This is a genomic window from Paenibacillus marinisediminis, assembly GCF_054343325.1.
Map to the genome: position 1 here is coordinate 131946 of NZ_JBTGUH010000008.1, position 14276 is coordinate 146221.

General features: G+C 48.9%; 9 protein-coding genes. All 9 read right to left on the minus strand.

Annotated elements, in window-relative coordinates; translation table 11 throughout:
- Nucleotides 1–106: 106 nt before the first annotated feature.
- A complete protein-coding gene (gene spoIIID, locus ACXX53_RS17330) occupies nucleotides 107–394 on the minus strand; it encodes a sporulation transcriptional regulator SpoIIID (RefSeq protein WP_458569929.1) in 288 nt (95 codons plus the stop codon).
- A gap of 207 nt (nucleotides 395–601) precedes the next feature.
- Nucleotides 602–1363 (minus strand): peptidoglycan DD-metalloendopeptidase family protein, encoded by a 762-nt coding sequence (locus ACXX53_RS17335; RefSeq protein WP_458569930.1) that lies wholly within the window; start codon nucleotides 1361–1363, stop codon nucleotides 602–604.
- 83 nt (nucleotides 1364–1446) lie between these two features.
- Complete coding sequence (spoIID, locus tag ACXX53_RS17340; RefSeq protein WP_458569931.1) at nucleotides 1447–2559, minus strand: stage II sporulation protein D; 1113 nt, start codon at nucleotides 2557–2559, stop codon at nucleotides 1447–1449.
- A gap of 1600 nt (nucleotides 2560–4159) precedes the next feature.
- A complete protein-coding gene (gene murA, locus ACXX53_RS17345; RefSeq protein ID WP_458569932.1) occupies nucleotides 4160–5500 on the minus strand; it encodes a UDP-N-acetylglucosamine 1-carboxyvinyltransferase in 1341 nt (446 codons plus the stop codon).
- A gap of 314 nt (nucleotides 5501–5814) precedes the next feature.
- Nucleotides 5815–6069 carry a DUF1146 family protein gene (locus ACXX53_RS17350; protein WP_458569933.1) on the minus strand — a complete coding sequence of 85 codons (255 nt, stop codon included), beginning with the start codon at nucleotides 6067–6069 and terminating at the stop codon, nucleotides 5815–5817.
- Between the two features lie 38 nt (nucleotides 6070–6107).
- Nucleotides 6108–8927, minus strand: coding sequence for a S8 family peptidase (locus ACXX53_RS17355; protein WP_458569934.1), 2820 nt, complete (start codon nucleotides 8925–8927; stop codon nucleotides 6108–6110).
- A gap of 268 nt (nucleotides 8928–9195) precedes the next feature.
- Complete coding sequence (locus ACXX53_RS17360; protein WP_458569935.1) at nucleotides 9196–10749, minus strand: NADH-quinone oxidoreductase subunit N; 1554 nt, start codon at nucleotides 10747–10749, stop codon at nucleotides 9196–9198.
- A complete protein-coding gene (locus ACXX53_RS17365) occupies nucleotides 10746–12353 on the minus strand; it encodes a complex I subunit 4 family protein (RefSeq protein WP_458569936.1) in 1608 nt (535 codons plus the stop codon). Before ACXX53_RS17365 ends, ACXX53_RS17360 begins: the two co-directional genes overlap by 4 nt.
- Entirely contained in the window at nucleotides 12354–14246 is a 1893-nt protein-coding gene (gene nuoL, locus ACXX53_RS17370) for an NADH-quinone oxidoreductase subunit L (RefSeq protein WP_458569937.1), read from the minus strand.
- Between the last annotated feature and the right edge of the window lie 30 nt (nucleotides 14247–14276).

Genomic DNA, 14276 nt, shown 5'->3' on the forward strand with positions numbered 1-14276 from the left:
AATTAATATATCCGGTTCAATGAAAGATTGAGAATGCAATACACATTCGTGAAACGAACGGAAGGGCAGGTGGCGGATCCTATGTCAAGACCGCGGAATGGGGGAGTTAAGCTTTTCCAGCAGTCATTACCTCACGTTTCTTGCCAGTTGTTTTCTTGTACTTAATCTTGGTGGCTTCGCCTCCTCGCAAATGGCGCACGGACTTATGGTATTCGAGAATGTGCTTGACTTGGTCCGCCAGATCCGGATTAATCTCCGGAAGCCGCTCGGTCAAATCTTTATGCACCGTGCTCTTTGACACACCGAACTCTTTGGCGATGGTCCGAACCGTGTGTTTCGTCTCGACGATGCATCGACCTATCTTAATGGTTCGTTCCTTGATGTAATCGTGCACGCTCCCGCCTCCCCTACTCGGTTTAGTTTGGTACATTATATGAGGGGTCTCGGCACTTATGTCTTATAGACAAGTCTGACAAGCTATGTAACTTGGATTATTTCGAAAATGAACGGTTTGATCTGTTTTACAGCGTGACATTTCAAAAAAAAAGGAGCTCGTCCCATAAGTAGAAAACTACTCATGTGACAGCTCCCTTTGCACATATTAGTTCTTCGCAAGCAGCGTAGACGGATTAACTGGCTTGTTGTCCTCGAACACTCCAAAGTGTACGTGTACTCCGAAATCCTTCTTCAGTTCACTGCGTCCAGCTTTCGCAATGGCATCGCCCTTAGAAACAACGTCGCCCTTCTTAACTTTCATATCCGTTACACTCTGGTAAACGGTCTTCATGCCGTTGCCATGGTCGATCTCAATGACGTTGCCCTGTGTCGGATGAGCTTCAGCGCGTGTTACTTTACCGCTCATGGCAGCAAGTACATCAAATTCCTTCTTGTCTTTGCGAGCCAAATCAATACCTGAGTTAGCCGTGAAGGTGTTTTTGTACTCTACCATCGCCTTTTCCTGCTCTTCCACAGAAGCAGATGCATCAAAGAAGCCCATAACCACTTCTACATCGGCAGCATTTGCCACCGGCCAGCCAAGTGTTTCATTGTTTGCCACCACTTCGACAACCTTCTCATCTGTAGTGCCGTTGCCAGTGTTGGCTTTGCCCTCAGTCTGCACTGCACCTGGATTCGGATTAGTCGTTGTCTGTTCGTTCTGGTATACCCAGACCAGTGTTAAAATCAGTGCTGCAGCTGCGATGTAGAGAGCAGGGAATACCCACTTCTTCGAAAGCAGCTTTCTCCATCCCGAAGTTGGAACAGCCGATGCCCCTGCTAGTTTTGAAGCTTCTGGCGTGTTCGTATTCGAAGATGATGTCGTAGATTTGTTTGTTTGTTTTGAGTTTTGGTTTTGTTCACTCATTTGTGATCACCTCAGTAACCATTGTTACCGAGTGTTTTTCTTTTATACGTACGAAATTGGTAATATTTAAGATTCATAGCTAGTTATTTTCGAGCAAGCGCCGCCGAGTCTGGAACTATGCTCGCTAGAGGTACGATTTGGACGTCTTGATAGTAATAGGTTAGGATCTGTTCCGCTGCAGCGCCTGCGAGGGCCATTCCCTGCGCCCCGTATTGACTCATCCCTACACCATGACCGTAACCTCGAGTCTCAAATACGATCTTTCCTTTGTCCCATGACCAAGTAAAGTCGGTAGAAGGCAGTTCTAGCTTCTCTCTGATTTCTCTGCCTGAAAATACGTTCTCTCCCACTTTTATCTGCGCAACTCTCCCACCAGGTGTCTTGGATACAAGTTGTATAGCCGAAGCTAGCGCTTGATCAGAAGACGAATCGGACGAATCTATGGATTGAAATGCAGGCACTGATGCTGCTGATAGGCCCAGCTTCTTCAATAGCTCGGCGGCATCCATTCTAGTTGTGCCGTTAAAGCGCGGGGACAGCTCCTCGTCCCACGGACTCGCCACACTGCACAAGTATGGGCGCTTCACAGACCAATAATCCTCTGCATTCTCGGTGAAACCATTGCTAGTTGAAAAGTAGAGTGCGTCGATGGGCTGATTGTCGTAGGCTGCAATCAGCCCGGCGGTTTCGTTGACGGCGCGGTTCAGCTTAGCGACCGCGTCGTCAGTTCGCGCGTCGAGCTCGGTGAGCGAGACGTACGCTTGATGGGCGACGGTGTCGGTGACATCGGCGCCCTCAGGTGCGCCGCCGCTAGCCTCCCCTTGCATGAGGCGGCGCACGATGTACGTGCGGGCGGCAATCGCCTGCGCCTTGAGCGCTTCGAGCTCGAAGCGCTCTGGCATCTCCGCCGCGATGACGCCGCGCACGTACTGCTCCAGCGCGACGCGCTCAACCTGGCGCATGCCGCTCAGGAGCACGCGCACGTAAGGCGGCGCATCCGCTGGCGCCGCCAGGTTTGGCGCCTGCGGCGCCGCGCGCTCGCCGGCAGCGCTCGTGCTGGGCTTATTATCGTGACCGGCGGTCACGATAATAAGCGGCACGAGCAGGGCGAGCGCGATGAGCGAGCCAGCCCATAGGGCGAGGCTCGCTGCGGCTTGTCCGCGCGCGGCGGTTGCACCTCGCCGCCCCCGCCTCAACCCCGGTCCTAGCCATGAATTCCGTTGCATGACATGAATCTCTCCTCTCTAGTTGTCAGTGTGCCCATATTTTCTCAGAGTAGAACCTATCTAGCGGGCTTGTACTGCCATCCTATGCGAGTTTAAGAGAGACTAGAACGTTAGCATGTCCATTTGGTCGGTTGTAAGTGTTATCTGGCAACGCATCTCACCATTATCCCCATAGCTCAGAGCACATCTAAACACCTCTAACTTTCTGCACGATTCGGTGGTAGATTAGGGGCCTGACTCGCTGAACGGACACAAGAGCCGCTATTTTGAGATTTCGACGCATATTTTGAGTTTCACGGACTCAGATGACGTTATTCGTTTCAAAACTCGCAATTTTCCGCTGATTCTAGTCAAATAGCGGCTCTACAGTCCGCGAACTCGATCATTTAGCGGTTTTAGCTGCAAATAATGGCCTGTGTGTCCGCTCCCTACTTACAGGATGGAATTCTCGGTACCATTTGGTAGTAAATTAGGGGCCTGACTCGCTGAAACGGACACAGGAGCCGCTATTTTGAGATTTCGACGCATATTTTGAGTTTCGCGGACTCAGATGACGTTATTTGCTTCAAAACTCGCAATTTTCCGCTGATTCTAGCCCAATAGCGGCTCTACAGTCCGCGAACTCGATCATTTAGCGGTTCTAGCTGCAAATAACGGCCTGTGTGTCCGATCCCCGATCTTGAAGCAGGAAATTAGTCGCTTGATGTAACTCCTCCAGCCTCCATATAACTACTATCCCCCACGCTCAGAAGTACTCCAATTGAGCTATACTCAACTTTCTTCTCCCTGAGCTGTTGGGATAATAGTCAGATACTACTTCTGAGGCACATACTTCCTCATCCCACACTCCACTCAACATCTCAGCCCTGAACTATTGGGATATTAGTCGAACACTACTTCTGAAGCACGCACTTCCTCACACCACAATCCACTCAACATCCCAGCCCTGAGCTAATGGGATATTAGTCGATTACTACTTCTGAGGCACATACTTCCTCATCCCACACTCCGCTCAACATCCTATCTCTGAGCTAATGGGATAATAGTCAAATGCTACTTCTGAGGCATGCACTTCCTCACATCACAATCCGCTTAACATCCTACTCCTGAGCTATTGGGATATTAGTCGAATACTACTTCTGAGGCACACACTTCCTCGCTCCACAATCCACTTAACATCCTACTCCTGAGCTATTGGGATATTAGTCGAATACTACTTCTGAGGCACGCACTTCCGTCTATTATCAGCAGCATGATAGCATGTGTCCCTATGAGAGATATGAAAAAGGCCGATATAAGTTCCATTCATTTATTTCTTATAAGGTATGCTATAACTCAGATATTTGTAGACAGAAGCGCTGTATCTCGGCACTTACGGACTATGATTCGGTCATCGCGCTGAGGCTGAAATCCGTTGGTTACTTTGCCGCCTCAGGAATGTGGTCCGATACAATAAGCGGAGCTATAGAATGCTGCAACTTAGTCTCAACACATAAAAAAATCGCCCGCCTCCTTACCCTTAGGTAAAGCAACGGACGATCTATTCATTAACGGTTGCCCCGAACTGGACTTAAGCCCAAGTCGGCTGCGCGTTAAACATATTTACTTCCTGGTTGTCATTCTTCTCGACTTTTTCAGCTGCGTCTGGCTTCTCTACGGATACTCGCCAGATGTCTGCGCCAAGGGATGCCAACTTCTCAGACAGATGCACATAACCGCGATCGATATGATGCACACCGCCTACTTCAGTAGTACCTTCTGCAACCAAGCCTGCACAGATTAGCGCTGCGCCTGCACGAAGATCAGTAGCTGTCACTTTCGCTCCGATCAGCTGGCAATTGCCTGGAATTACAGATGTGCGGCCATCAACCTTAATGTTGGCATTCATCAGATTGAATTCATCAACATGCATGAAGCGGTTCTCAAATACCGTCTCTGTAACGACCGACGTACCCGACGCTGTTAACAGAAGCGCCATCATCTGAGATTGCATATCTGTTGGGAAGCCTGGATACGGCAAAGTCTTAACGTCAACTGCCTTAAGCGGCTTATCTGCGATTACTCGCAAGCCGTTCTCGTCAGGTATAACGGTAATACCCATCTCTTCCATCTTTGCGATAACAGGACCTAGATGGTCAGCAATCGCGCCTTCCACGTATACATTGCCGCCAGTCATTGCTGCTGCAACCATGTACGTTCCTGCTTCAACGCGGTCCGGAATGACCGTATGCTCTGCTCCATGGAGACGTTCTACGCCTTCGATGCGAATCACGCCAGTACCAGCGCCGCGCACCTTGGCACCCATCTTGTTCAGATAGTTTGCCAGATCGACGATCTCTGGTTCGCGTGCGGCATTTTCGATCAGCGTAGTGCCCTCTGCCAATGTTGCTGCCATCATAATATTCTCTGTCGCTCCTACGCTTGCGACGTCGAGGTAAATCTTAGCGCCTTTTAAACGGCCATTAACTGTAGCATCAATATAACCTTGTCCCAGGCCGATCTCTGCACCCATAGCTTCAAAGCCTTTTAGATGCTGATCAATCGGTCGTGTGCCAATCGCACAACCACCTGGTAATGAGATTCGTGCTTTACCTGCCCGCGCAAGCAATGGACCCATGACTAGGAAAGAAGCACGCATCTTGCGCACTAGCTCGTATGGGGCTTCATACGAATGAAGTTGTTCAGCTTGAATGTGAACTGTCTCATTAACATATGTAAGGCTAGCACCTAATTGTTCTAACACTTGATGTATCGTCTTGACATCCTCGAGTGGAGGAGCGTCATGAATGATGCTAACGCCTTCTTCCCCCAATAACGAAGCCGCGAGTATCGGAAGCACTGCATTCTTGGCACCACTTACACGTACCGTACCCGACAACTGCTTGCCTCCGCGGACGATAAATTTACTCATCTTGTTTCCCTCCGCGATCTTATTCCCGCCCCATCATTCTATTTATTATCTGTAAAATGGTACGAATTTTGTTTTTTCCTAAATTTCAGCTAAATTTCATCCAAATTTAATAATACCACTGTTTGACAATGATGGACAAGCCCTATTTTCGACAACAGCATTCTACATTTTCTTTAGTGCTATCATCCATTGTTCACATCTTCATCCGATGTTATTCGATCTTAATCCGAAGTCAGCAGAACGCCGAATTCCTCAAGATAACGATTTTATATTCCATTTACATAAAATCTTAAAGTCCAGCAAATAAACAGAAATCAAAATAAATACTTTAATGACTGTGCCCAGTCCCAATAATCAAGGAAGAAGAGTGATACTGCCCGCCCCAACACAATTGCGAGCAGAATATGAAGCATCTTTCCAGGCCCATCCTTTGGATGTCGAATAAATAAGTCTAGCTTCACATTTTTCAAGGACCACCAAGCAATTGCGATACAGCACAGCGTAACGATGATCTGTACTAAGCCAGCAATGCCAACTTGTGTAGTTACTTCATTCAACGTATTGTCCATCACGTACTCTCCTTCCGTTTCTTGCCGCACACCACTTCTTAATTGCCTACCGCTGTAATAAGCAGCGCCGCGAATTCTGCTCTAGTTGCAGGTCGCTCTGGCAGGAACAGATTATGATCTGAACCTCCAAGCAGGCCCTTCGCTTTCATCTCGGCGAGCATCGGCGCAGCCCAATAGTTAACCGCGACATCATCAAATGGCGCTACCTGGTTCTTAGATGGCTTCAGATTCAACGCATTACCGAACATAACCGCCATCTCTGCACGCGTGACCTGCTGATTCGGACCAAACAAGCCTGGTTTGTACCCATTCGCAATACCTGCTTGGGCGACCTGCTCTATAGCATCGTATGCCCAGTGCTTTTTCGACACATCCTTAAAGCTGACCTTGCCGTTCTCCTTCGCCTTTAAATCAAACACTTTCGATAGAACTGTAGCTGCTTCAGCGCGTGTAATCGTACGATTAGGAGCAAATTCCGCATCGCCATAGCCATTCATCCAGCCCTTTTTCAACACGCTTACGATGGCATCCTGGGCCCAGTGTCCTTCAATGTCGCGCATTCCCTCAATTAGCGTCGATAAGTCCACACGGAAACGATAGGTTTGCATATCAAACTTCTCGTTCGTGCTTAACTGTACATAATAAGTCCCTTTATCCAGCAGGATTCCTGCTTCAACGGATGTCTGCCTCTTATCATTGCGTCCTGTCAGCAGAGCAGTCCCGTCGTTCTTAAGCACCTTCATCTCAACCGTCCTGTCGTTCGGGATCTGATTGACGCTGAAGACAGCATAAGTAGGCTCATCAATTCGTATCTGGAACCAATCTTTATCACTTAACGCATGGAATACGCCATGATAATCCACTTCCGGCGCAACCGTTACGGCTTCGTACTGCCTATCATTCGGTTCATTCGGATCCGAGTATTGTTTTAGGAAATCAAGATGCAGGGTATATTCTCCAGCAACAGCTTCCGCCTTCGGGGTTACCGCATTCTCCACCTTAATATACAGCTTTCCTGGCTCTAGATCAGACAGAACGGTCATTTCCGCTTGACCTTCAGAACTCTCGTCAACTAGCTTCGGACGGTCCAACATCGACCCTTTGATCTGAAACTGCGGATCGATACGAACGGTATCCGTCGTAACCTTAACGGATAAGGTTCCTTTGCTTGGAATCTGGACCACATACCAGTCCTCATCACCTTTATGGCTGAACGTAGCCGTAACTTGCTGTTTTCTCGGGGCTAAATTGTATGCTTCGTACTGTTTATCGTTCGGCTCAAACGGATCGTCAGCAATCCACATGTGCGTCCATATCTTATACGCTATGGGATTCGTTTTCGTTGCTTGAGCGGATTGAAGTTGTAAATATTGTACCCCTTTATTAACTCTTATGCGGGTAGATTTCTCACCTAGATTCGAATAGGTCGTGTAGGCCGTGCTATTGCCCGAATAATGACGTAGATTTACTTGCCCGTCGCCGCTGATCCGACTGTAGTCCACCTGCAAGATACCGTCATACGGTACTTCAACGCGATACCAATCACTATTTTCTGATGAGGTGATCATCCCGTTCTGCATCGTATTGATCGGAAACACCCGCGCTTTATCCCGTGTCGGATTAGGGCTTAGGCTATCTGTCTCCGGCTTAGTCATTACAGCCTTATCTGCGCGTAACAAACCGTAGCCGCTCTTACTGTCCCATCCCTTTGGACCGATATCCTGGGCAGTTCGACGCAAGTGCTCACGTATCTGGTAAGGTTTCATATCGGGATACATGCTCCATACCAATGCAGCAACACCAGCTACTTGGGGAGCTGACATCGAGGTTCCTTCTCCCGCTCGATAACCGCCTCCCATTGCAGTTGTGAATACATTCCATGGTGCTACGATATCCACTTCTGGACCCGAGTTCGATCGCTGCTCCACATCCAGATCAGGCGTGCTGCCACCAACAGCCAACACACTTGGATAGGCTGCAGGATACTTGACTTCTATCTTATCCAGATATCTTGTTCCATCATTGCCTGTTGCTGCTATAAGCAGTACGCCCTTCTCTTCGGCGTAATCTACAATGTCTTGCATATACTTCGAATATCGATACAGTCCTACTGACATAACCACAATCTTGGCCCCATGATCGACCGCATACAGTATTCCTGCTCCGAGCTTATCTTCATCTCCGTAGCCTCGAGCATCGAGAGCCTTGATAGGCATAATGTTAGCGGACCATGTAACTCCCGCTACGCCCTCTCCGTTGTTGCCAATAGCAGCGAGAATACCAGCAACGTTCGTACCATGACCGTTGTCGTCAATTGGCGGACCCGTATCCAATAGGTTTACGCCCTGCACTAAATTGGGCTTCAAGTCTGGATGATCCATGTCCACTCCGGTATCCACAAGCGCAATCGTTATTTCCGGAGATATCTTCTTCCACGACCAAGCGGTATCCGCCTTAATCTGCTTCAGATATTGCTGCTGAGAAACATATGGATCATTAGGCTTGACCGCATCAGCAAGCGTCTTGACTCGTTGATTCTGTTCCGCATAATCTACGTACTCGCTCTGCTTCAGCATATGCAGCCATTGTTGAAGCTCTACATCTGGTGAAGGACGCATTACGTTAATGCCCACTTCGGGCTGCTCGCTATCAATGATGCTATACGATATCAGTTCCTCATCGCGGAGGTCTGGTGATTTCCATTTTACAAGCCAAGTAGATTCCTTATCTGCAGCTTCGTCCTCAAGTCTAACTTGATCAGAAGCTGTTGATGACCAAGAAGTGCATCCAGTAAGTACCCCGCACGTTAACGTGACGGTTAAGAGCATTGCAATGATGCGCCGCCATCTTATTTGCAATATGATCACATCCAGTAGTATCAATAGTTGAACTAGAGGGACTGATGCGCCCCCATTCAAGTGCTATTCCAATAAATAGAATTAGCGTGTATAACATATTCGCCGTCTCACTTTCCAATCCTGTACTTGATATGGAAATGAGATGAAAGTCCCATGCGAATGACTTCTCGTCGCATTTAAACGCAATAAACCGGTTCAATCCCACCATTAAAGGCGAGCGTGAACCGGTTCATTATAACACATTCAGGACAGCGTCGTTATTTTCACATTAATGTACGAGCAAGTCCGAAGGAATAGAGAATAGGGTATTCAACCATTCGGTAATCACATTCGGGAACACGCCTAGAACGATAACAAGTACCACGCATACTCCAATCACGATTCCTTGTGCAACTGGCACTCTTACAGTATCGTGATTATTCTGGCGCATATACATCTGTCGGATAAATCCGAAGTAGAAGTAGAATGAGATCACACTCGTTATCATCATCACAATAGCAATCCAGTACGCTCTGGTTGCAGCAGCCCCTACGATAATGTACAGCTTGCCGAAGAATCCAGCCGTTATCGGAATTCCTGCAAGGGAAAGCACGAATACTGTCATGGCGATCGCGAGCCATGGCTTGCGGTAATACAAGCCTGCGAACCCGTTCAATTCATCATGGCCAGCCGCGCGGCTAACCGGCAGCAGCACAGCAAATGCCCCCATCGTCGATACGAGATAAGCCGCCAGATAGAACCAAAAAGAAGTGAAAATCGATGTGTACACCGACTCCGTTGACAGCAGGTTCATAGCGATCGGCACTAACAGGTAACCCGCGTTGGCGATACCGGAAAGGGCCAGCAATCGTTTCACATTCGTTTGACGAAGCGCCATCGTCGTACCGACTACCATCGAGAGCGCCGCGATAGCCAATAGAATGGTCAGGATATCATGGTAGATAACGAAGTCATTACCCATCCCGAAGAAAATGTTATAGATCATTCGCAGTAAGATCACAAGGCTCGCGCCTTTCGCTACAACTGCCAGAAATGCGGTGACAGGTGTCGGAGCACCCTGATACACATCTGGCGACCATGCATGAAACGGTGCTGCCGCAATCTTGAAGCCTATTCCCACAATCATGAGCAGCAAGCTTACATAGATAAGCGGTTCATAAATATCAACCGATGATTTAAGCGCTACTGCAATATCCGGCATAAAGGTACTGCCGCTCATACCATACAAGAACGACATTCCATATAAAATGAAAGCGGAAGCCACACTGCCGAGTACCGCGTACTTAAAGGCGCCCTCAGTTGATAAGCGATCCTTCTTCTTCATGCCCACCAGTATATAGGATGTGATGCTGAGCAGCTCCAAACCAACGTACATCGTGATCAGCTCCGCAGCTGAAGCCATCATCATAGCTCCGAGCACCGCTGGCAGCAGCAAATAGTAGTATTCACCGCGATGAGGAATCTCATCTTCACGCATGCTGCCTATGCTCATTAAGATAACAAAGGCTGTTCCTACTAGGAAAATCACTTTGATCAGCAGTGCGAAATCATCTACGCGATAGCTGCCGTTTAGCAGCATTATCGCCTCTACTTCAGCTCCTCCAAGCGTCTGCGAGTAACGATCGATTAATGTCCAGATGACGAATCCGAGCGAGACTACTACACCTGCAAGGGACATGATACCGATCCATTCACGATTCACTCGACGCGGGAGTATTAAGTCTATTAAGGATAAGATGACGGCCGCGATAACCAGCGTCAATTCTGGTGCCAGAATCGCTAGATCGCTCCATTGTAAGGGTGAAACCAGCTGCTCACTCATGGACCTACCCCCCTTACTTTTAAGATTTCAATAATGTGCTGGATTCCTTCGTCAACTGGAATTGTGATGAAGGAAGGGAAGATTCCGATTAATAGAATACAAGCAGTCAAGACAATGGCTGGAACAGCTTCTATCATTCGCGCGTCTTTCAAACCTGTGTGATGCTCCGCGATCGGTCCATATGTGATAGCCAGCACAGCTCGCAGAACATAGACAGCGCTCAGCACAAGACCTAATGTGCCAATGATAGCAGCCCAAGGCATGGCATCAAATAGACCGAGCAAGGAGAACAGCTCCGCCGGGAAACCGGACAAGCCTGGCAAGCCAAGTGACGCTAGACCGACTAGCAGCAGCATGCCGCTGATGAATGGCATTGCCTTCGCGAGACCGCCAAGTTCGTCAAGGCGAGTTGTATTCGTACGCTCCAGAAGTCCGCCTACCAACAGGAAGAACAGCGCTGAGATAAAGCCGTGGGAAACCATTTGCAGTACCGCTCCCTGCAGCCCGATCTCATTCATAGCCGCGATTCCAAACAGTACGAATCCCATATGGCTGATACTGGAATATGCCAGTACAAGTCTGAATTCCTTCTGTACGAATGCCAAGACAGCACCGTATACGATGTTGATAATACCGAGAATCGCCAGAGCCGTAGTCCAAGATGCCGCTTCTTTAGGAAGCAAAGCAACTCCGAACTGGATTAAGCCGTAGGCGCCCATTTTCAACAGAATACCGGAGTGCAGCATGACGATAGGCGTAGGCGCTTCAACGTGCACGCGCAGCATCCAGGTATGGAATGGGAATATCGGAAGCTTGATACCGAATGCGATCAATAACAAGACGAATGCGAACATACGCCAGCCTTCTGAAAGGTAGATCGGAGTATTCATGGTGTTAACGAGTGCATTAGGATTCGCCAGCTGACTCATGATCAGGTCAATGTTGCCGGTGTATACGAGCTGACCGCTCGGGTCCTGAACTAGGCCGGCAGTGACGGTCAAGATTGCGAAAGCTACCAGCATTAAGGCTGAACCTAATCCGTTATATACCAGAAAGCGATTGGCAGCCTTCTCTCTGTTGAGGAATCCCCAGATTCCGATCAAGAAGAAGGTTGGTACAAGCGTCCACTCAAAGAACATGAAGAACAAGAACAGATCCCTTGCCATAAAGACACCCAGCGTACCTACTTCTAGCAGCAAGAACAGAATAAAGTAGGTTTTGACACGCTTCTGAATGTTTAATGACGCTAATGCTGCCATTGCCGCAATAATCGTCGTTAACAACACCAACGGCAATGACAATCCATCGATCGCCAAATGATACTGGATATCGAACTTCCATGAAGCAGCATTCATCAGGAGTTCGATATTCAGCGGAATCGATATCCAATTGAATGTTTCCGTGAGTGATTTCCCGTTCTCCAAGTTCGCGTAGTCAGCGTATATAAACAACGACAGCACTAACGGAATGAGGGTCGTCACAATCCCGATCGCACGAATAGCCGGCACACGCTCTTTCGGAACGAACAGAAGCAGCAGCACACCAAGCAGCGGCGAGAAGGTTAACAGCGTCAGCCATGGGATGGATGAGACAGATGATAGCATTTACCACAACTCCCTTCCGAGCGCTAACACAAGCACGACAAGCGCTGCAAAACCAAACAATGAGATGAGGCCATAGGTTTGCAGCTGACCGTTCTGCAAGCGAGTAGAAGTCTTTCCGAAGCCGACCGTAATCGCAGTAATACCGCGTACAACACCATCAACGATGTAATAGTCGAAGGCGTTAAGCGCGCGTCCGATCGCACCAAGTGGACGAACGATAATGAGCTGGTACAGCTCATCGATATAATACTTGTTCTCCAGCAGACGGTAGACTGGATTCACTTGTTCGCCAGGTGCCGTGCGGCCGCGTTTGCCCGGTCCGTACAGCATGTATCCAAGCAGAATCCCCACGATACCTGCTGCAGAAGACAGTACAATAACGAGAATATTGGCATGCTCCTCTTCAGGCGCGCCTGTCAGCCATGTGCCGAATTGACCATTAAATGGCGTATAGACGAAGCCTGCTACAACGGCGAGAACCGCCAATACGATAAGCGGAATTGTCATCGTAGAAGGAGATTCATGAGCATGATCGTGCGCTTCTTGATTAGCGGCTGAACCGGTGAACACCAAGAAGAACAATCGTGCCATGTAAAATGCAGTAAAGCACGCTGCTACTAGACCTACGATAAACAGCAGCTTATTTTGTTCCCAAGCCGCTGTCAGAATGGCATCCTTGGACCAGAACCCTGAGAATGGCGGAATACCGGATAACGCCAACGCGCCAATCGCAAAGGTCCAGGTTGTAATCTTCATCTTGCGGCTCAAGCCGCCCATACCGAAGATGTCTTGGGTATGTATAGCATGAATAACGCTGCCCGCTCCCAAGAACAGAAGAGCCTTGAAGAATGCGTGCGTAAACAGATGGAATATTCCTGCCGTCAAGGCGCCAAGTCCGAGCGCCATCATCATGTATCCAAGCTGGCTCACGGTGGAGTAAGCCAAGATCCGCTTAATGTCACGCTGTGCGATGCCTATCGTTGCTGCAAATATGGCTGTAAATCCGCCGACTGCCGCTACAATCGCCATCGCCGTGTCCGACACCTGGAAGATATCGAACGTGCGAGCAACCAGATACACCCCTGCTGCAACCATCGTTGCGGCATGAATGAGCGCTGAGATCGGCGTCGGGCCTTCCATCGCATCTGGAAGCCAGGTATGCAGCGGGAATTGACCCGATTTGCCGATAGCGCCGACGAAGATCAGCGAAGCGATCCATGTCGCAAGACTGAGCGAAATGCCGTATTGAGCGGCAGAATCCGCACTCACGAATACGGTCTTGATCGTTCCAAAGTCAAGCGCATGGTTAGGCATATACCAGAACAAGATCAGAATCGCGATCAGCAAGCCTATGTCTCCGATGCGGGTGACAATAAATGCTTTCTTAGCCGCCGCTCGGGCGGCAGGACGTTCATACCAGAAGCCTACGAGCAAGAAGGAGCATACGCCTACCAGTTCCCAGAAGATATAGAGCTGAAGCAGATTCGGCGAAATGACAAGTCCGAGCATCGCACTTGTAAACAGCGCGATATAGGCAAAGAACACGCTCTTACGCTCATCGTCTGCCATATATCCACTGGAATACAGATTAACGAGCGTGCTCACGACCGTTACAATAATGAGCATCAACACGTTTAAGTTCGTTATTTCGTATCCGATTTCGAATCGAACATCCCCAAAGCTGACCCACTCATAGCTGCGCGTGAACGGCTCCGCTCCCGTACCGCGCTCCGTCAATACCAAGACAGATAACACTAACGAGATCAGCGAGCTTACGACGCCAAGCAGGGCGGCCGCACCTTTCATAGATCGGCCGAAAGCCGTCAGCACGAGGAACGCGAGCAGCGGAATGACCGGAATAGCCCACGCGTACTGTGAAAAGACGGTATTCATTCTCGTATCCTCCTATGATGAAACGGGTTG

Bases quoted from the DNA above. Each gene is read 5' to 3' on its own strand.
- ACXX53_RS17360 (WP_458569935.1), bottom strand. From the start codon at position 10,749: ATGAGTGAGCAGCTGGTTTCACCCTTACAATGGAGCGATCTAGCGATT.
- ACXX53_RS17365 (WP_458569936.1), bottom strand. From the start codon at position 12,353: ATGCTATCATCTGTCTCATCCATCCCATGGCTGACGCTGTTAACCTTC.
- ACXX53_RS17350 (WP_458569933.1), bottom strand. From the start codon at position 6,069: ATGGACAATACGTTGAATGAAGTAACTACACAAGTTGGCATTGCTGGC.
- murA (WP_458569932.1), bottom strand. From the start codon at position 5,500: ATGAGTAAATTTATCGTCCGCGGAGGCAAGCAGTTGTCGGGTACGGTA.
- nuoL (WP_458569937.1), bottom strand. From the start codon at position 14,246: ATGAATACCGTCTTTTCACAGTACGCGTGGGCTATTCCGGTCATTCCG.
- ACXX53_RS17335 (WP_458569930.1), bottom strand. From the start codon at position 1,363: ATGAGTGAACAAAACCAAAACTCAAAACAAACAAACAAATCTACGACA.